Source organism: Labilibacter marinus, assembly GCF_001659685.2.
GTDB classification, from domain to species: Bacteria; Bacteroidota; Bacteroidia; order Bacteroidales; family Marinilabiliaceae; genus Saccharicrinis; species Saccharicrinis marinus.
The window spans coordinates 186,952-205,225 of the sequence record NZ_LXYE02000012.1 but is presented as its reverse complement, the minus strand read 5'-3'; the positions used below and the strand labels follow the sequence as shown (position 1 = coordinate 205,225).

At 35.9% G+C, this 18,274-nt stretch carries 20 protein-coding genes; 7 read left to right on the top strand and 13 right to left on the bottom strand.

Annotation, left to right across the window (positions count from 1 at the left end; translation table 11 throughout):
- Positions 1–20 precede the first annotated feature (20 nt).
- From A8L32_RS06005 to A8L32_RS05965, 9 genes are all read right to left on the bottom strand, one after another.
- The gene (locus A8L32_RS06005) at positions 21–206 is read right to left on the bottom strand and encodes an Arc family DNA binding domain-containing protein (RefSeq protein WP_066628926.1); all 186 of its coding nucleotides are present in this window, start codon (positions 204–206) and stop codon (positions 21–23) included.
- Between the two features lie 100 nt (positions 207–306).
- Positions 307–1,161, bottom strand: coding sequence for an SPFH domain-containing protein (locus tag A8L32_RS06000; RefSeq protein WP_066628924.1), 855 nt, complete (start codon positions 1,159–1,161; stop codon positions 307–309).
- Positions 1,162–1,326: 165 nt separating this feature from the next.
- On the bottom strand, positions 1,327–1,899 hold the full coding sequence (locus A8L32_RS05995) for an electron transport complex protein RnfA (RefSeq protein ID WP_066628922.1): 573 nt from the start codon (positions 1,897–1,899) through the stop codon (positions 1,327–1,329).
- 3 nt (positions 1,900–1,902) lie between these two features.
- Positions 1,903–2,487, bottom strand: coding sequence for an RnfABCDGE type electron transport complex subunit E (locus tag A8L32_RS05990; RefSeq protein ID WP_066628919.1), 585 nt, complete (start codon positions 2,485–2,487; stop codon positions 1,903–1,905).
- Entirely contained in the window at positions 2,484–3,074 is a 591-nt protein-coding gene (locus A8L32_RS05985) for an RnfABCDGE type electron transport complex subunit G (RefSeq protein WP_066628916.1), read from the bottom strand. Before A8L32_RS05985 ends, A8L32_RS05990 begins: the two co-directional genes overlap by 4 nt.
- Positions 3,075–3,084: 10 nt before the next feature.
- Positions 3,085–4,086 (bottom strand): RnfABCDGE type electron transport complex subunit D, encoded by a 1,002-nt coding sequence (locus A8L32_RS05980; RefSeq protein WP_066628913.1) that lies wholly within the window; start codon positions 4,084–4,086, stop codon positions 3,085–3,087.
- A gap of 67 nt (positions 4,087–4,153) precedes the next feature.
- Complete coding sequence (gene rsxC / locus A8L32_RS05975) at positions 4,154–5,485, bottom strand: electron transport complex subunit RsxC (RefSeq protein ID WP_066628910.1); 1,332 nt, start codon at positions 5,483–5,485, stop codon at positions 4,154–4,156.
- Positions 5,486–5,487: 2 nt separating this feature from the next.
- Positions 5,488–6,396, bottom strand: a complete 909-nt coding sequence (locus tag A8L32_RS05970; RefSeq protein WP_071797445.1) for a Fe-S cluster domain-containing protein — start codon at positions 6,394–6,396, stop codon at positions 5,488–5,490.
- A gap of 16 nt (positions 6,397–6,412) precedes the next feature.
- Positions 6,413–6,841, bottom strand: coding sequence for a SoxR reducing system RseC family protein (locus tag A8L32_RS05965; protein WP_066628908.1), 429 nt, complete (start codon positions 6,839–6,841; stop codon positions 6,413–6,415).
- A gap of 327 nt (positions 6,842–7,168) precedes the next feature.
- Between A8L32_RS05965 and A8L32_RS05960 the strand changes: the two genes are divergently transcribed.
- Entirely contained in the window at positions 7,169–7,693 is a 525-nt protein-coding gene (locus A8L32_RS05960; RefSeq protein WP_066628906.1) for a hypothetical protein, read from the top strand.
- 422 nt (positions 7,694–8,115) lie between these two features.
- Here A8L32_RS05960 and A8L32_RS05955 read toward each other — a convergent pair whose 3' ends face one another.
- Both A8L32_RS05955 and recG read right to left on the bottom strand, forming a co-directional pair.
- Positions 8,116–8,490: a GxxExxY protein gene (locus tag A8L32_RS05955; RefSeq protein ID WP_066628904.1), complete on the bottom strand. Its 375-nt coding sequence runs from the start codon at positions 8,488–8,490 to the stop codon at positions 8,116–8,118.
- Positions 8,491–9,152: 662 nt separating this feature from the next.
- Complete coding sequence (recG, locus tag A8L32_RS05950) at positions 9,153–11,252, bottom strand: ATP-dependent DNA helicase RecG (RefSeq protein WP_066628901.1); 2,100 nt, start codon at positions 11,250–11,252, stop codon at positions 9,153–9,155.
- Positions 11,253–11,419: 167 nt separating this feature from the next.
- Here recG and A8L32_RS05945 point away from each other — a divergent pair, with 167 nt between their 5' ends.
- Positions 11,420–12,541: a methyl-accepting chemotaxis protein gene (locus A8L32_RS05945; protein WP_066628898.1), complete on the top strand. Its 1,122-nt coding sequence runs from the start codon at positions 11,420–11,422 to the stop codon at positions 12,539–12,541.
- Between the two features lie 84 nt (positions 12,542–12,625).
- On the opposite strand, the gene purT is transcribed toward A8L32_RS05945, so the two are convergent.
- Positions 12,626–13,822, bottom strand: a complete 1,197-nt coding sequence (purT, locus tag A8L32_RS05940) for a formate-dependent phosphoribosylglycinamide formyltransferase (protein ID WP_066628894.1) — start codon at positions 13,820–13,822, stop codon at positions 12,626–12,628.
- A 181-nt stretch (positions 13,823–14,003) separates the two neighbouring features.
- Entirely contained in the window at positions 14,004–14,471 is a 468-nt protein-coding gene (locus A8L32_RS05935; RefSeq protein ID WP_066628891.1) for a Dps family protein, read from the bottom strand.
- 168 nt (positions 14,472–14,639) lie between these two features.
- Between A8L32_RS05935 and A8L32_RS05930 the strand changes: the two genes are divergently transcribed.
- The 5 genes from A8L32_RS05930 to A8L32_RS05910 all read left to right on the top strand — a co-directional run bounded on the left by A8L32_RS05930 (position 14,640) and on the right by A8L32_RS05910 (position 18,228).
- Complete coding sequence (locus A8L32_RS05930; RefSeq protein WP_066628888.1) at positions 14,640–15,587, top strand: hydrogen peroxide-inducible genes activator; 948 nt, start codon at positions 14,640–14,642, stop codon at positions 15,585–15,587.
- 73 nt (positions 15,588–15,660) lie between these two features.
- Entirely contained in the window at positions 15,661–16,458 is a 798-nt protein-coding gene (locus tag A8L32_RS05925; protein WP_066628885.1) for a patatin-like phospholipase family protein, read from the top strand.
- Positions 16,459–16,553: 95 nt separating this feature from the next.
- On the top strand, positions 16,554–17,198 hold the full coding sequence (locus tag A8L32_RS05920; RefSeq protein ID WP_066628883.1) for a hypothetical protein: 645 nt from the start codon (positions 16,554–16,556) through the stop codon (positions 17,196–17,198).
- A 2-nt stretch (positions 17,199–17,200) separates the two neighbouring features.
- On the top strand, positions 17,201–17,407 hold the full coding sequence (locus tag A8L32_RS05915) for a helix-turn-helix domain-containing protein (RefSeq protein ID WP_066628881.1): 207 nt from the start codon (positions 17,201–17,203) through the stop codon (positions 17,405–17,407).
- A 29-nt stretch (positions 17,408–17,436) separates the two neighbouring features.
- On the top strand, positions 17,437–18,228 hold the full coding sequence (locus A8L32_RS05910) for an O-methyltransferase (RefSeq protein WP_066628879.1): 792 nt from the start codon (positions 17,437–17,439) through the stop codon (positions 18,226–18,228).
- Positions 18,229–18,274 lie beyond the last annotated feature (46 nt).

The following is an 18,274-nucleotide window of genomic DNA, read 5'->3' as shown; positions in this document are numbered from 1 at the left end:
TAGGGGTGTGATTATTTTATTTACTCCTCTTCTTTTTTCTGCTTATTCTCTTGCTCTTTTTTCAATCGGCCCGCTTCTTTCAGGCTTTTATTAATGATCCATTCCAGCTGACCATTGGTGCTTCTAAACTCATCTGCAGCCCACTTTTCAACAGCCTTCATCATATCTTCATTTATCCGTAATGCAAACGACTTTTTTCCTGCCATACCTTCTAGTCAATCCTTATTTTTCCAATCAAGGTTAAAAACACTCCAATAAATATTGAAACCCCTTAGGAATTTCATCCCTAAAAACCTTACCCTTGTTTTAATGATTTAAGGTTCCGGTATTGATGATTGGTTCCACATCACTATCGCTACACAATACCGTAAGTAAATTACTTACCATGGCAGCTTTCTTTTCTTCGTCCAAATTTATAATTTGTTTTTCAGACAGCAAATGTAATGCACTTTCCACCATTCCCACAGCTCCCTCTACAATTTTTGTTCGGGCTGCAATAATAGCGGTAGCTTGCTGCCTTTTTAGCATAGCTTGTGCAATTTCAGGTGCATAGGCCAAATATCCTAAACGAGCCTCTATAACTGTTAGTCCAGCAATACTTAGTCTATCCGTAATTTCTTTTTCTAAACACTTATTTACTTCCTCAAAGTTAGAACTTAGGGTAGTTGAGCTTTGATCATCTTCAAACTGATCGTATGGAAAACTACCAGCAAGTTTACGAACGGCTGCATCCGTCTGTATTTTCACAAAATCTTCGTAATTATCAACATCAAACAGCGCTTTAAAGGTGTCGCTCACTTTCCATACTAAAATAGCACTAATCATAATTGGGTTACCCAGCTTATCATTCACTTTTAAACGCTCACTCTCGAAATTACGTGCTCTAAGAGAAACTGATTTTCGGGTATAAAAAGGAAGTACCCAACCAAAACCATTCTTTTTAATGGTACCCGAATAAGCACCAAACAACAATAATACCCTTGAACTATTAGGATTAATAACAAACAGACCTCGAAGCACAAAAATCATTGCTCCAATACCTACAATACCCAACAGAATCCATTCCTGTCCTAAACTATACGACACCAGCCCCATTAAAATGACTAGTACTAAAATCATAACATAACCATTTAAGGCAACTCTTTCTCTATCTGCTTTCATAGAACGGTAATTTATAGTGATATTATTTTGATATCAAATATACATCATACATTTTAAAATAGCAAAGAACATACATAACTAAAAAAGCCACTCTTATTTCTAAGAACGGCTTCTATATCTATAGTACCCTGTAGGTACTTTACTCTTTCAACTTTTCACTCACAGTTACACCATACCTGCAAAACCCATAAAGGCCAAAGCTAGGATACCTGCTACTAAAAGAGCAATAGGTGTCCCTTTCATTCCCTTAGGCAAATCAACTAACTCCAGTTGCTCGCGAATACCTGCAAAAACAATTAAAGCTAAACCAAAACCAATAGCATTGGCAGCAGAAAAAGCAACCGCTTCAAGTAAGTTAAGGTCTTTTTGAATAGTCATGATAGCTACCCCTAAAATAGCACAATTGGTGGTAATTAATGGTAAAAACACCCCTAATGCCTGATACAATGGCGGACTTACTTTTTTAAGAATAATCTCTACCAATTGAACCAAAGAAGCAATCACCAAAATAAAGGTGATGGTTTGTAGATAGCCAATATCAAAGGCATCTAACACAAACTTTTGAACCAGATAGGTAACTATAGTTGCTATTACCATTACAAAGGTAACTGCACCCGTCATACCAATACCCGTAGATATTTTTTTAGAAACACCTAAGAATGGACATATTCCCAGGAACTGGGCCAATACAATGTTGTTAACAAATATGGCCGATATAAATATTAATACGTATTCCATTTGTTAGGCTTTTTTAAGTTTATCAATTAATGCAATTAAATAACCTAAAGCAATAAATGCTCCTGGCGCCAAAACAAATACTAACATTCCGTACTGCTCTGGAAAAATCACCATATCAAACATTTTTCCACTTCCAAAAAATTCTCTTACTGCACCTAGCATAGTTAATGCCATGGCAAATCCAAGTCCCATTCCTGCTCCATCAATTAAAGATGAAACAAAATTATTTTTAGAAGCAAAAGCTTCAGCGCGACCTAATACCACACAGTTTACAACAATCAAAGGAATAAACAGACCTAATGATTCGAAAAGTGCTGGTAAGTATGCCTGCATCAATAACTCTACTACAGTTACAAAGGATGCGATAATGACAATAAAGGCTGGAATACGAACTTTGTCTGGAATTAAATCCTTAACCAGTGAAACTACAATGTTACTCATGATAAGTACAAAAGTAGTGGCCAAGCCCATTCCTAATCCGTTAATAGCGGAAGAAGTTACCCCTAAAGTTGGACACATACCTAATAGCAAGGTAAATACTGCATTCTCTTTAAAGAAACCTTTGGTAAAATTCTGTAACTGATTCATTTTTTGCCTCCCTCCTTTTTGTATGTATTATAAGCAATGGTAATGGCATCTAAAAATGCTCTAGAACTAATGGTTGCTGCTGTAATAGCATCAATATCTCCACCATCTTTAGATACAGTCATTTTAGCCGTAGCCGGATCCATTCCTAAAATAGTTTGTTTACTACCTTCTACTCTAAACCAGTCTTGCATTTTCGAACCTAATCCAGGTGTTTCTTTATGCTCTAAAATAGAATAATTGATGATTGAACCATCTGGCTTTAAGCCTACCATAACTTTAATCTCGCCACTAAAACCTTTATCCGTTTTAGTTGAGATAGCCACCCCTAAAAGTTCTTCGCCTTTTTTACAAGGAAAAACCTTCAATACATATCCTTCTTGCGATGTTAACTCATACACTTCATCGGTAGGAGAATTATCGAAGCCAGGAACGACTTCCAGAATGGCTTTTTGTTGCTTGGCTAATTTAGCAGCCGCAATAGGCTCTTTGGTTACTTTGTAAACCATACCAAGCGTACCCCCTGCAACAGCTGTAATAATCAGCAAGGCAAGCACCATGTTTACTAATGTTGATTCTGTTTTTGCCATGATTTACAAATTATTTAGCAACCGCAGGTTTCTCACCGAAACGCTTTGGTTTAATATACTTATCGATTAATGGTACAAAGGCATTCATAATTAATATCGCAAATGAAATACCTTCGGGATAGGCTCCAAATACCCTGATGGCTACTGTTAGAACACCAATTCCGATTCCGAAAATAAGACCTCCTTTTTTGCTCATCGGCGAACTGGAATAATCCGTAGCCATAAAAACAGCTCCTAAGAAAAGTCCTCCTGACAATACATGGAACATCGGCGGTGCATACATTAATGGGTTAATCCAATGAAGCAGACCCGTGAAGATAAATACGGACCCAATAACAGCTGTTGGAATATGCCAAGTAATAATCTTACGAAAAAGCATAAAACCTAAACCTAATAAAATAGCGATACCAGCCATTTCTCCTGCACTACCTCCTTGTAATCCTAAAAATAAGTCTCGATAACTCGGAATTTCGTGTAACACATTGGTAGGTAACTCACCATTTGCCAAAGCTTCTTTCATTACTGAAAGCGGCGTAGCTCCTGTAGTTACATCCGTATAACTAAAAGGTAAGGCCTTAGCTATTGGCCAACTTGTCATTTGTACAGGATACGAAATCAATAAGAAAACCCTACCTACTAAAGCTGGATTAAAAGGATTGTTTCCTAAACCACCAAACGACATCTTACCTACTCCAATAGATATCAAAGCACCTATTATAATAATAAAAATAGGTAAGTTACTCGGAATATTGAATGCCAGTAGTAGTCCTGTAATCATTGCCGACCCATCCCAAATAGTAGTTTCTTGTTTCAACAAGAACTTTTGAATAAGATGCTCAAACAACATACATGACACAACAGCTGTAGCTGTAACAACAATGGCTCCTAACCCAAAGTTGTATACGGAAATAATCAAAGCCGGAATAAGGGCTAGGATTACGCCATACATATTTTTTTTCACACTATCGCCACTATGTACGTGTGGTGAAGGTGAAATAGTTAATGTGCTCATATTAATTATAATTTAGCCTAATATCAGTTTATTATTTAGTCTTTTAATTTGTTGTATCTCGCAGATTCTACTTTGTTCTGCTGCGCATGATTTGCCCAACTTTACCTTTTCCTAATCGGATATAATCCAATAAAGGTCGGCTCGACGGACAGGTATAACTACAAGAACCACACTCAATACAATCCATGATGTTTTCCTCTTCAGCTCTATCCCAAACTTGTTTATCACTTACAGTCATTAACAAATAAGGCTCTAATCCCATTGGGCAAACTGTAATACACTTACTACACTTAATGCAGTTTTGCATTGGTTTACGCTTGGCCTCTTCATTAGGCATAATAAGCACACCAGAGCTCCCTTTAGTGATAGGAATATCTGTACTTACTAATGCCTTACCCATCATTGGTCCTCCTCCAATTACTTTACCTGTATCTTCTGGTAATCCACCAGCAGCATCAATTAGGTTATTTAAAGGCGTACCAATTCGCGTTAAAAAGTTTGACGGCTTTGAAACCGACTTACCTGTGATAGTTACCACGCGCTCAAACAATGGTTTATTTTTTTGAACGGCTTCGTAAACCGCTAATGTAGTACCTACGTTTTGCACCACAGCTCCCACTTCAATCGGTAATTTACCAGAAGGAATCTGGCGTTTGATGCAAGCATCAATTAATTGCTTCTCTCCTCCTTGTGGATACTGAACCTTCAAAGGTTCGATGGTAATTTCAGGATAAGATGAAGCTAACGACTCCATATGTTTGATGGCATCTGGCTTGTTATTTTCAATTCCAATAACGGCCTTATCCACCTTAAGTGCTTTCATGATGATTTGTGTTCCCACCATAATCTCCTCACCTTTTTCCATCATTAATTGGTGGTCGGCAGTTAAATAAGGCTCACACTCAACAGCATTTAAGATAAGTACTTCACATGTTTTCCCTGGAGGTACCGAAAGCTTAACATGTGATGGAAATGTTGCACCTCCTAATCCAACAATACCGGCATTAGCCACAGCTTTTACAATTTCCTCTGGCGTTGCTGTAATGTCTTTCTTTAATTCAGTGCTTCTATCAATATTTTCTTCCCATTCGTCGCCATCAACATTAATGATAATAGCTGGCTTGCGATAACCACTGGCATCAACAATATCGTCTACTTTAAATACAGTACCCGAAACTGGCGAGTGAATGTTGGCGGATACAAATCCTGCCGATTCGGCTATTAAAGTTCCTACCTTAACAGCATCTCCTTTTTTAACAATGGGCTTTGCAGGTGCTCCAATATGCTGAGAAACTGGAATAGCTACCTGTGAAGGAACTGGTAAAGCTTCTATTTTTTTACCAGCCGAAAATTTGTTTTCGGGAGGATGGATTCCTCCAAGTGAAAAAGTCTTTAACACAATTATTCCTCCTTATTTTTATTATCCGAAGATGGATTATTATCACTAGTTACTGGCTTAACAGGCGTAGCTGGAGCCACAGCTGGCTTTACCTTTTTGGGCGGAAAGTTAATTTCATGAATCGCGTTGGTAGGACATACGGCCACACACTTACGACATAACTTACACTTGGTATAATCTATATAAGCCAGGTTATTCTCTACAGTAATGGCATCAAACGGACATTCCTTTTGACACTTCTTACATCCTATACAGGCTGTTTTACAAGCTTTTTTAGCTACACCACCTTTGGCCACATTAATACATGAAACAAAGATTCTACGACCTTTTGGACCTGCTTTACGTAATTCAATAATGTCTTTAGGACAAGCGTCTACACAAGCTCCACAAGCCACACAGTTGTCTTTAACAACAGGTAAACCCGTTTTATCATCCATGTAAATGGCATCAAAAGTACAAGCCTCAACACAATCACCACAGCCTAAACAACCATTGCTACAACCAGTATCTCCTCCATAAAGAGAAGCTGCAACAGCACATGAAGTAGCTCCATCGTAGTGATTTGTTTTAGGACGATTGTCGCAAGTTCCATTACAACGAACTACTGCAATCATAGGATCGGCAGCAGCAACCTCTTTACCTAAAATACCAGCGGCAGCACTCATGGTTTCTGCACCACCAACGGGACAATTTAAGCTAGAAATATCATCGCTCTTCACCATTGCTTCAGCAAAAGCTCTACAACCTGGAAAACCACAACCTCCGCAATTAGCAGCAGGAAGAACTTCTTCCACCTGATCAATTCTTGGATCTTCGAACACCTTAAACTTTTGCGCTACAAAATAGAGCACCAAAGCCGCAACGGTTCCGAGTATTCCAAGTGTTAAAATAGTTAATACTACTACGTTCATTTTATTTTGATTTTATCTAGTCGATTATTTCTTTAATAGTAAATACAAATGTTTTTTGGAGCTTAGGCGTATACAGCTTCACCACTAAATAATACGGAACTAATATCGCCAGGGAAGCTAATCCTGCAATGCCTTCGCTTTCTGTTATTCCGTAAGTTGTAAATAGGGTGATGAAAACCAATATAAATGGATAGATATAGGCAATTAAAGATGCTTTTAGTCCTAGAGACTTTTGTCCGCGAATAATTACCTTTTGCCCCTCCTTTAAATCAGTCATTCCAAAGATATTTACATCAATGGATTTTTCAGATTTATCGGAAGCAGTACAAGCCCCTTTGGCATGACAAGATGCACATGCAGATTCACTTACAATGCAAACCTTAGCCTGTCCTTTATTGACTTGTTCTACTATTCCTGTATGCTCTACAAACTTGACCTCCGCCATGATTTTTAAGGAAAATTTCAGAACAAATGTAATTAATCAGAGTAATCAGAAAAGGCCGTTTTGCTATTTGGAATTGGTATAAATAAATAAAACTGCAACATGGACATTGCAAAACCTTGATGGATAGTGTAAAGTAGAGATTACAATTTTAGAATTTTGTGTGTTAATTTTTTTTCACATTTTCTTAAAACTGTATTTTGTCATGTTAAACATTGACAGTTTGGAGGTTATAAAGAAATATTTCTTTAATTAAAGCAGGGATATTTTAGAGTTGTTAACATTTAGGAAATATTTATATTTGCTTACCTATAAAATTTAAGCCAAATCATGAATACTTTAAAAAATAGAAATGTAATAATTGTAGGACTGCTTTTGATATTAGTTGCTATTTTCAATATTATACATCTTTATAACGACGTAAAAACGCTAGAACAATTCCAAGGAATAAACCTCAGTCTAACAAATATCATAAAAGGCTTTTTTATCTCAGGTGCTGTAATAAATCCTACATTTCTTACACTAAGTATTATTGGCCTATGTATGCCCAATAAGTCTGGATGGGTTTTAAGCAATAATTTTTTCTTCTATATTTTCACTAAAGCTGCCATTATTCTCTTCCCATTAGAGAATACAGAATGGTATTATTATTTACTCCTAATTATAGCTTTGTTGCCTGTGTTATTAATGAGTAATGAAAGAGTAATAACACTTTATCAAATTAAAAAATCACAACGCTTAACGGTTATGCTAGCAGCTATACTTTTAGGATTATCATATACATTTATCTTTGAGTACTTTAATCTTAATTACTCCTTATCAACCTCAGAATTAATGGAGAAATTAGGCGTTTAAAAACTAGTTCAATTTCAAATGCCACTTGAAAACAGATTCAAGAAATCTCAATTATTATTAACCACGAATTGCACGAAACTTCACGAATAAAAGTTTGCCTACTGCAATCTTAAAATTGTATAGCAATTTACATTCGTGGGAATTTGTGTAATTCGTAGTTCTTTTTTTAGACTAATTTGGTGATTTCACCTATTATGGTTTATTATACCAAGAGCGATATAGTAAGCTATTGACTTCACTTCCCGTGGTGCCTGATTCGCATTATTTACAATGAAACCTAATATGGCACTTGAGAGATAGAATTCAAGAAACCTCAACTTCAATTATTAATTAACCACAAATTTCACGAATAAAAGTTTGCCTACTGCAACCTTAAAATTGTATAGCAATTTACATTCGTGGGAATTTGTGGAATTCGTGGTTTATTTAACAAACCTCTTCGTTTCCAATTCGATATTTCCGAAGTTGATTAAAAGACCTAACGAAATCCCAGAAACCTTTAGATAATTCAAAACTTGAGCTTCATGAATTGAAATAAACTCACGAACAGCTTTTAGCTCCACTATCACTTTATCATAACAAATAAAGTCAACCCTAAATTCTTTGTTAAGTTTTGCACCCCTGTAGTTAATAGATAAAGGAGCTTCTCTAAGGTATGGAATATTTCGATGTTTTAATTCAACTTCAAATGCTTCTTGATAAACAGATTCCAAGAAACCACAACCTAACTCATTATGAACTTTCATTGCTGCTCCAATAATAGCGTAAGACTCTTGCCGATATATAATATTGGTCATTGCGTTTGGGGTTTTAAGACTTTCAATTTATACACTAAAATTAATAAACCTCATTTACTTATTAACCACAAATTGCACGAATCTTCACGAATAAAAGTTTACCTAAGGCAAACAAAAAATTGCGTAGCAATTAAAATTCGTGGCATTTGTGTAATTCGTGGTTCTTTTTTTAGACCAACTTGGTTATTGCACCTATCAGTGTTTAATAGACTAAGGGAGATATGGTAGACTATTGACTTAACTTCCCGCGGTGCCTGATTCCCATTATTTACGATGCAACTTAATATACTGCTTGAGAAACAAATTCAAAAAACCTCAACTTCAATTATTATTAACCTCGAATTGCACGAATCTTCACGAATAAAAGTTTGCCTACTGCAACCTTAAAATTGTACAGCAATTTACATTCGTGGGAATTTGTGTAATTCGTGATTGTTTTATTAGACTAACTTGGTGATTTCACCTATTGACATGAATTATTGAATAGCCCCTATTTCGGTTTGCTTTTTTGGATGGAAACTTCCAGCTATGTGTTTCGGATGACTGGCTATGCGTTTCAAATTGCAAGCTATGTTCGTTCGGAGTCAGCTATCTTGGTCAAATACCATTAAGAACTACGCATTAAACCTTATAACTCAAACGCTGCCATTGCACGACATAACCTAGGAAATCAGACTCCAATTCATTTTTTGTCTGGCAAGCTTGGTAAGTTGCTTATTGAGTACTTGATTTTCTGGTTTTTCGAGGGTAGGATCATTATCCAAAATGGCATTGGCTACATTTCGGGCATGCTGCAGAAGTTGGGCATCGCGCGTAATGTTGGCAATCTTTAATTCAAAGGGTAAACCGCTTTGCTGCGTTCCTTCTAAATCGCCAGGACCGCGAAGTTTCATATCCGCTTCGGCTATTTCAAAACCATCATTAGAATCCACCATAATACCCATTCGTTTTTTGGTATCCTCTCCTAACTTATAACCGGTCATTAAAATACAATAGCTTTGCTCGGCTCCTCGCCCTACTCTGCCTCGAAGCTGATGTAATTGCGACAATCCAAAACGCTCGGCACTTTCAATAATCATTACCGAAGCATTAGGTACATTTACGCCAACCTCTATAACCGTTGTAGCTACTAATATTTGTGCATCTCCGCAAGCAAATTCTTGCATAGCTGCATCTTTTTCTGCTGGTTTCATTTTACCGTGAACCATAGTGGTTTTATAATCAGGAAAAGCAGACTGCATATATTCTAGCCCTTCTGCCAGATTTTTAAAATCCATCTTTTCCGATTCCTCAATTAAAGGATAAACCACATATATCTGGCGTCCTTTTTCAATTTCCGCCTTAATAAAATGATTGAGGTTATTTCGTTTGTTATGAAAGTAATGCTTGGTTTCTATTGGTTTACGCCCAGGAGGTAATTCATCAATCACCGACACATCCAAATCGCCGTAAACCGTCATAGCCAGCGTACGAGGAATAGGAGTTGCCGTCATTACCAATACATGAGGAGGAATGGTATTTTTTGCCCATAGCTTGGCACGCTGAGCTACTCCAAAGCGGTGTTGCTCATCTATAATGACCATACCCAAATTCTTAAACTGAACTATATTTTCTAACAAAGCATGCGTCCCAATTAAAATCTGCAACTCACCTGATAGTAATTCTGCATGAATCTGCTCACGTTCTTTCTTTTTACTTGAACCGGTAAGTAGCTTCACATTTAAATCCATCCCTTTTAATAGTTCCAGAATAGATTCAAAATGCTGCGATGCCAATATTTCGGTTGGAGCCATCAGACATGCCTGATAATTATTATCCAGCGCAATTAACATCACCATTAAGGCCACCATGGTTTTACCACTTCCTACATCGCCTTGTAGCAATCGGTTCATTTGACGTCCAGACCCTACATCATTGCGAATTTCGCGAATAACACGTTTTTGTGCGCCAGTCAGTTCAAAAGGAAGATTATTAAAAAAGAAGTGATTAAAATAATCACCTACCGTAGCAAAAATATGTCCTTTAATACTTCGGCTTCGCTGATTTTTTAGTTTTAATATACTAAGCTGAATATAAAAAAGTTCTTCGAACTTTAAACGAAACTGTGCTTGCTGCAAGGCTTGCGAATCAGGAGGAAAATGAACCGTTCGCAAAGCCTGATCTAAAATCATCAACTTATATTGTTGCACTATATAAGCAGGCAATGTTTCAGAAATAGCACCTTTAAACGAAAGAAATATACTTTCCTGCATCTTCTGAATACCTTTGGAATTCAGGTAGCCTTTCTTCATTCGTTCAGTTGTATGATAAAAAGCCTGAAGACCAGCTGTTACTTTAGGTTTACTTTCATCCACCTTTTCCATTTCGGGATGAACAATATTATACGATTGATTGAATTTAGTGGGTTTTCCAAAAATGATATACTCAGCATTGGCATCCAGATTACCCTTAATCTGCTTGATAAATTTAAACCATACCAATTCAATCACACCCGTATCATCAGCAAATTTTGCCACCAAACGCTCGGACTTACCTGAACCAACCTTATTTAAACCTATTACCTTTCCTTGCAACTGAATATGCGAAGAGGTACTACTAATCTCTCTTATCTTAAAGGTGCGGCTTCTATCCACATATTTGTACGGAAAATGGTACAACAAGTCCTCATAAGACTGAATCTTAAGCTCCTGCTTTAACACTTCGGCTTTTTTAGGACCTACTCCCGCTAAGTATGTTATTTCCTTGGTGGATAATTCCGACATAATCTCCCGCTACAAATAAGGGAAACAAAAATAGTAGAATGAAGCGGATGATGCAAACAATACCCGAATTACCAATTCTTAACACAATACCCGAAACTTTTAAAAGGACTTACCGTAAGCATAGCCCTTATCCATCCCTCCCCGTCAAAAGATAAACAAAAAACAAGATGGACGTAGATATTCAACAATATGCAATCTCTCAACTAATTAGGGTATTATTTGGAGCATCAATAGGGTATTTTATCCTTAAGTACTTCTTTAAAAAATCCATATTAAACAAGGTTGGTTTAGTTGTAGTAATCGATATTATTATAGTAAATACTTTATCTGCATGGACAACACTTGGTTACATAAACGCATACCTTAATCTTGGATTCGGTATTATAATTGCCGTAGTTTCATTGAAACTTATAAGCGTTTGGGTAAAAAAACCACTCGAAGATTTTGCAGAAAGAGTAAAACAACTCTCTGAAGGTCAATTAAAAAATGATTTACAAAAACAAGACAAAGAAAATGAAATTAACAAACTCAATAATTCCATTATAGACTTGTCTGATAATTTGATTAGAATAATTCAAGAAGTCAAAAACAATTCTGCCAATCTTGCATCTGCAAGCAACCAATTTAAAAACACCTCAGCTTCATTATCGCAAGGCTCATCAGAGCAGGCCTCATCGTTGGAAGAAATTTCCTCTACCATGGAGGAAATAACTGGAAATATTAGTAGCAATACTCATAACGCACAAGAGACTTCTAAAATAGCATCCTCATCCAACAAAGAAATTAAAATTGTAAATGATTCAACCCAAAAGAGTTTTGAGTCAGTAAATTCCATCATCGAAAAGATTTCTGTTATTAACAGCATTGCTGAACAAACTAACATACTTGCTCTTAATGCCTCTGTAGAAGCAGCCAGAGCAGGTAGCGCAGGCAAAGGGTTTGCTGTTGTTGCAGGAGAAGTTCGTAAACTGGCAGAAATAAGTAAACAATCGGCCGATGAAATTATGCAAACCTCACAGGATAGCATGAACGAGTTCGAAAATTCAAGAAATTTAATGGTCGAAATTTCGCCAAAAATAGCTAAAACTAATGATTTAGTGATGGAGATAACAGCTGCCAGCCTAGAACAAACTAATGGTGTAGATCAAGTTAACTCAGCAATACAAGCGTTGAATAATACCACACAGCAAAATGCATCCATAGCCGAGGAACTTTCTTCAAGCGCTGAAGAGCTTTCTACACAGGCTCAAAACCTCAAAAAAGCAATCGATTTTTTTAAAGTTTCTTAAATTAAGAAGATATTAATATTAAGCAACTAAACAAAAAGGCACAAAGAATATATCTCTGTGCCTTTTGTGTTTTATACTAAATTTTTACAAACTTACTTTAATAGCAGCGCTTGCTTTATTGGCTTTCTCACGAGCCTCTTCAACCGAAGCTCCTCGTGCCAAACAAACTCCCATTCTTCGCTCACCCTCTACTTCTGGTTTCCCAAATAATCTTACTTGCGTATCCGGCTCAGCTAAGGCTTGTTCCAATCCGGTAAACGAAACTTGTTTTGAGTTTCCTTCAACCATAATTACGCTACTGGCTGCTGGTGCATGCTGAACAATATTTGGGATGGGTAATCCTAGGATAGCTCTTACATGTAAAGCAAACTCACTTAAATCTTGCGAAATCATCGTTACCATACCTGTATCATGCGGACGAGGAGAAAGCTCACTAAAATAAACCTCATCACCTTTTACAAAAAACTCAACACCAAATAAACCTCTTCCTCCAAGCGCTTTCACTACTTTTTCCGAAATCATTTGAGAATCGGCTAAAGCTTTTTCGCTCATGGCTTGCGGTTGCCACGACTCTTGATAATCACCACCTTCTTGACGGTGACCAATTGGAGCACAAAACGAAACGCCACCAATATGACTAATGGTTAGCAAAGTTATTTCGTAATCAAAATCAACAAAACCCTCAATGATAACACGGTCGCTATTTCCACGAGCTCCTTCTAAAGCGTAATTCCAAGCATAATCAATATCAGCCTCACTCTTAATCACACTTTGTCCTTTACCTGACGAGCTCATAATAGGCTTAATCACGCAAGGATATCCAATCTCAGCAACACCTGCATCAAATTCAGCTTTGGTGCCTGCAAATCTATATGGCGATGTCTTTAACCCCAATTCCTCGGCAGCCAAAGATCGAATGCCCTCACGATTCATCGTTAAACTAGTAGCATTGGCTGTTGGAATCACATTAAATCCTTCTTTCTCTAACTCCAATAAAGTATCGGTAGCTATAGCTTCAACTTCTGGGATAATATAATCCGGTTTCTCTTCACGAATAATCTTAGCCAAAGATTCGCCATCTAACATAGAAACGATATAACTACGATGTGCCACCTGCATAGCCGGCGCATTTTCGTATTTATCAATGGCAATTACCTCAACTCCGAATCGTTGAAACTCAATTACAACCTCTTTGCCCAGCTCACCCGAACCTAGCATAATAACTTTTGTTGCAGAAGGAGACAGGGGAGTTCCTATGCAAGCACTTGATGATTTATTCATTTTTAATTGGGTATTTTAAGAAGCTGCAAAAATAAACTTTTAATTTAAATATGAGGATGACTCACGCGAATTATTAATCAGGCTTTTAATTACCTAAACTATCCACGAAATATCAACAAAAAAAAGCGCAAACGTATTCCATACCCTTGCGCCTTCATTTTTAATCTACCTATACCAAAACTTACCTCAAATAAGCATTTAGCATCCAAAGTGTTTTTTCTGTTTCTGAGATATAGTCACTCATTAATGAAGCTGTTCCTTCATCATCTGCATCTCCTGCTAAGGATAAAATTTCGCGCTCCAACAATACTAATGTGGAGAAGTTAGCCACAATTACTTCGATAGCCTGAACACCATCTGTAATTCCATTTTGCTCCTCTAAAGTGGCTGTTTTTAGATAATCGCTAAAGGTATGCAATGGCTCACCTTCTAAGGTTAAAATTCGCTCTGCAATTTCATCCACTTTAATTACCGCATCGTTATAAAACTCTTCAAATTTTACATGAAGCTCAAAAAAGTTTTTCCCTTTTATGTTCCAATGGAAACCTCTTAAATTTTGATAAAACAATTGATAATTGGCTAATAACTCATTTAACTTACTTGCTAATACAGTCGCTTTTTCTTTGTCTAATCCTACTAAATTTTTCATGTCGTTATATTTTTTGTTGTTATTATTTCTTTGTTGTTATTGTACACTACAAATATGCGAACTAAGCCAGCATCAATCAAATCGATTGTTTTTATATTGTAATAGCTATTATTTATATCTATTGATTATATTTGACTTACCATTACATGAAGTGAAAAAATAAATGCCATGATTACGATAACACAATTAGAATATGTGGTTGCAGTGGATACATACAGGCACTTTGTTACTGCTAGCGAAAAATGTTTTGTATCGCAACCTACTTTAAGTATGCAACTTAAAAAGCTGGAAGATGAACTTGACATTGTTATTTTTGACCGCTCCAAACAACCTGTAGTACCTACCGAAGTGGGCAAGGTAATTATTGAGCAGGCTCGAAAAACACTGGCCGAAAACAATAAAATTTACGATTTAGTAAAACAGCAAAAAGGAATTGTAAGCGGAGAACTCGTTATTGGCATAATTCCTTCCCTAGCTCCATACTTACTCCCTTTATTTGCAGGTTCATTTTCGAGAGAGTTCCCCGACATTAAACTAAAAATCATTGAACTACTGTCAGAAGATATTATTGACCAGCTTCATAAAGACATGATTGACTTGGGCTTATTGGTGACTCCATTAAACGAAGCTGGCATAAAAGAAGAGCCTATTTTTTACGAGAGAATGTTTTTATACGTGAATAATAAACATCAGCTGGCTCCCAAAAACAGGGTAGATCCTGCTGAAATTGCGGGAGATGGATTATGGTTATTAAGTACTGGTCATTGTTTCCGTAGTCAGGTGGTTAATTTGTGTTCTATTCATGATAAATTAAAAGAAGAGATAGCTATTAACTACGAAAGTGGATCTTTAGAAACCATTAAAAAACTGGTTGAGAAAGAAGGAGGTTACACCCTTTTGCCGGAATTAAGCATTGATGATAATGTATTGAATAACAAACATGCACAGGTAAAAAACATTGGAGAAAGCGATCCTTTAAGAGAAGTAAGTATGGTGTATTCGCGTAATTTTGCCAAGCAACAGCTGCTTAAACATCTATTTGAACATATAAAAAAGAGCGTTCCTGAATATCTACTCAACCAAACAGACGGACACATTGTAGAATGGAGAAACTAAGTTAGCTTGGAGTTAAGTGAGTAAATTGAAGGAAAAAGGACATTATATAATAAGTAACGTCAATTGATTTAAAATGAACGAAAATAAAATAGGCATAGCGCTTAGCGGCGGTGGCGCAAGAGGAATAGCACACATTGGGGTAATTAAGGCACTCGAAGAACATAATATTAAACCTGAATTAGTGGCAGGAACCAGTATGGGTGCCATTGTGGGCGTAATGTATGCTGCTGGGTTTAGCGCAAAAAAAATGGCCAAACTACTCAAGGATGAGAAAATTTACAAATGGTTTAAAGTTGAATGGTTTAAGCCTGGTTTGCTGAGCTTAACTGGGGTTAAAGAATTACTGATAAAACACATTGGACATAACGAATTCGAAAAACTAGAACGTCCTTTCTCCGTGGCTGTATCTAATATAAACTCGGGTAAAGGAGAAATTATTAACCGAGGTGGTCAACTGATGGATTGGGTAATTGCTAGCGCAGGTGTTCCTTTAGTTTTTACGCCATTGAAAATAAACGGAAGTGCGTATGTTGATGGAGGTCTTTTTCATAACTTACCAGCAGAAGCTATGATTGGTGAGTGTAATTTCATTATTGGTTCTAATGTAAACCCTGTTAAACGCGAGGAGAACATTGAATCGGCTAAACAAGTGGGAGAACGTGTATTTTATCTATCTATAGCACAAAACGTTTGGCAAAGCCGAAACTATTGCGACTTTTTTATTGAACCTAGAAACATTGTTCATTACTCGCCTTGGGACTATTCGAAAGTAGATGAGTTGATTGAAGTAGGTTATAAAGCGGCAAAAAAAGTGATTAACAAATTTATACTGCCTGAGCTGGAAGAAAACATAAGCGTTAAGAATAGATAATCCTTATCAATATATTTATCGTTTTTCGATATTTTATTATTGTTTATTAATATTTTTATTTTACATTTGAGTTATTAATTTAAAATAAAAAAACTATGAAACAGAGTCGAACATTACTTTTTGCAAGCAAACTTCTTTCTTTTATAAAGCTTATAATTATTATTTCTATTTTTCTATTTAGTTACCTATTCATTCATGCAAGATATTCTCCCCAAAGTGTAGAAAAATTACTATTAACAAAACATACTTACATAGAGTTTACAGGCAACATAACAAAAATACCTACAACCTATGAGGAATATAAAAATTCTGACATTGAAGGTATTTTCTTTAATAAATTATCTGGAGGCTCTAAATTTAAAATTTGGATGTCAGGATTAATCAGCCTTACTTTTGTTCTTTTGATAATTAACCAACTTAGAGGTTTTGTCAATATATCCAGAAAAGAAGGTTCTTTTTTTTACAATACATCTCAATTCTTTAAAAAGTCATCTATATATTGCTCCATTTATCTATGCCTAAGTTTAGTCCTATTATATTGGAGATCTTCATTATCGTACATATACTATGAGAAAAACGCTTCTAATAACATTATAGCTAATCAAATAGATTTACAAGGTTTTTATATTAACATTAACTCCTACATTAACCTTTTATTTGTAATCTTATTCTTAATGGTAGCTAGTAAAGTATTTAAAGAAGGTGAGAAACTAAAATCTGAAAACCAACTTACTGTATAACTATGGCAATCATTATCAACCTAGATGTAATGCTAGCAAAACGAAAGGTGTCTTTATCGGAACTATCCGAAAAGGTAAATATTACAATGGCTAATCTATCCATTTTAAAGAATAATAAAGCCAAAGCAATTCGCTTTTCAACATTAAATTCTATTTGTAAGGCATTACAATGTCAACCTAGCGACTTAATAGAATACGAGGACGAATAAATAAGATAATAATTAATAAATCACCTATAGTGAACTGGTTTCAAGCAAAGGCATACCTTCAATATATCTTTAAGAAAAAGCAATGGCGCGATAAGGATTTTCAATCGCCCTTGGCACAAAACATTGCTCAAGATGTTTTTTATGAAGTACATCCATATTATCATTTTGTCGTTATAAACGACATAAGAAATGATTTATTACAATCGAAAAAACAGATTGAAATAAGCGACTTTGGTGCGGGTTCTAAAAAATTTAGGAGTAATAAAAGAAGCATTAAAAACTTGGTAAAATACAATGCTAGCTCACAACAACAAGGCGAGATAATTTCGAGATTAATAAGTTATTTCAAACCCCAAAACATCATAGAACTAGGCACTTCGTTAGGAATCGGTACACTTTACCTAGCACTTCCCAATTCTACAACACCTGTGTATACTATCGAAGGCTGTGCTAACATTGCTAAAGAAGCCCAGGAAAATTTTAGTATTGCAAAATCCATCCATATCCATCAGAATGTAGGTGCTTTTGAAACAGAACTTCCAAAGGTTATAAGTAAAATAAAAGAAGTTGATTTTGTATATTTCGATGGTCATCATGACTATCAAGCTACTATAAACTATTTCAACATCTGTTTAAGCAAAGCTTCGGAATCAGCAATTTTTATTTTTGATGATATCTATTGGTCTGAAGGAATGGCCAAGGCCTGGAGCGAAATTAAACAACATCCTGATGTATCATTAACCTTTGATTTATTTAGGTTTGGTGTAGCCATATTAAAAATTCAAAAAAACAAAGAGCATTATATTATTAAAAGAGTTTAGATTGAGATAACATCGTTATTTCATGATGCTGTTGCGCCATTATACC

Coding starts and splice junctions, on each gene's coding strand:
- A8L32_RS05960 (WP_066628906.1), top strand. CDS start 7,169: ATGAATACTTTAAAAAATAGAAATGTAATAATTGTAGGACTGCTTTTG.
- A8L32_RS05925 (WP_066628885.1), top strand. CDS start 15,661: ATGAACGAAAATAAAATAGGCATAGCGCTTAGCGGCGGTGGCGCAAGA.
- purT (WP_066628894.1), bottom strand. CDS start 13,822: ATGAATAAATCATCAAGTGCTTGCATAGGAACTCCCCTGTCTCCTTCT.
- A8L32_RS06000 (WP_066628924.1), bottom strand. CDS start 1,161: ATGAAAGCAGATAGAGAAAGAGTTGCCTTAAATGGTTATGTTATGATT.
- A8L32_RS05965 (WP_066628908.1), bottom strand. CDS start 6,841: ATGGCGGAGGTCAAGTTTGTAGAGCATACAGGAATAGTAGAACAAGTC.
- A8L32_RS05955 (WP_066628904.1), bottom strand. CDS start 8,490: ATGACCAATATTATATATCGGCAAGAGTCTTACGCTATTATTGGAGCA.
- A8L32_RS05990 (WP_066628919.1), bottom strand. CDS start 2,487: ATGAATCAGTTACAGAATTTTACCAAAGGTTTCTTTAAAGAGAATGCA.
- A8L32_RS05980 (WP_066628913.1), bottom strand. CDS start 4,086: ATGAGCACATTAACTATTTCACCTTCACCACACGTACATAGTGGCGAT.
- A8L32_RS05995 (WP_066628922.1), bottom strand. CDS start 1,899: ATGGAATACGTATTAATATTTATATCGGCCATATTTGTTAACAACATT.
- A8L32_RS06005 (WP_066628926.1), bottom strand. CDS start 206: ATGGCAGGAAAAAAGTCGTTTGCATTACGGATAAATGAAGATATGATG.
- A8L32_RS05945 (WP_066628898.1), top strand. CDS start 11,420: ATGGACGTAGATATTCAACAATATGCAATCTCTCAACTAATTAGGGTA.
- A8L32_RS05930 (WP_066628888.1), top strand. CDS start 14,640: ATGATTACGATAACACAATTAGAATATGTGGTTGCAGTGGATACATAC.
- A8L32_RS05985 (WP_066628916.1), bottom strand. CDS start 3,074: ATGGCAAAAACAGAATCAACATTAGTAAACATGGTGCTTGCCTTGCTG.
- A8L32_RS05970 (WP_071797445.1), bottom strand. CDS start 6,396: ATGAACGTAGTAGTATTAACTATTTTAACACTTGGAATACTCGGAACC.
- A8L32_RS05935 (WP_066628891.1), bottom strand. CDS start 14,471: ATGAAAAATTTAGTAGGATTAGACAAAGAAAAAGCGACTGTATTAGCA.
- recG (WP_066628901.1), bottom strand. CDS start 11,252: ATGTCGGAATTATCCACCAAGGAAATAACATACTTAGCGGGAGTAGGT.
- A8L32_RS05920 (WP_066628883.1), top strand. CDS start 16,554: ATGAAACAGAGTCGAACATTACTTTTTGCAAGCAAACTTCTTTCTTTT.
- A8L32_RS05915 (WP_066628881.1), top strand. CDS start 17,201: ATGGCAATCATTATCAACCTAGATGTAATGCTAGCAAAACGAAAGGTG.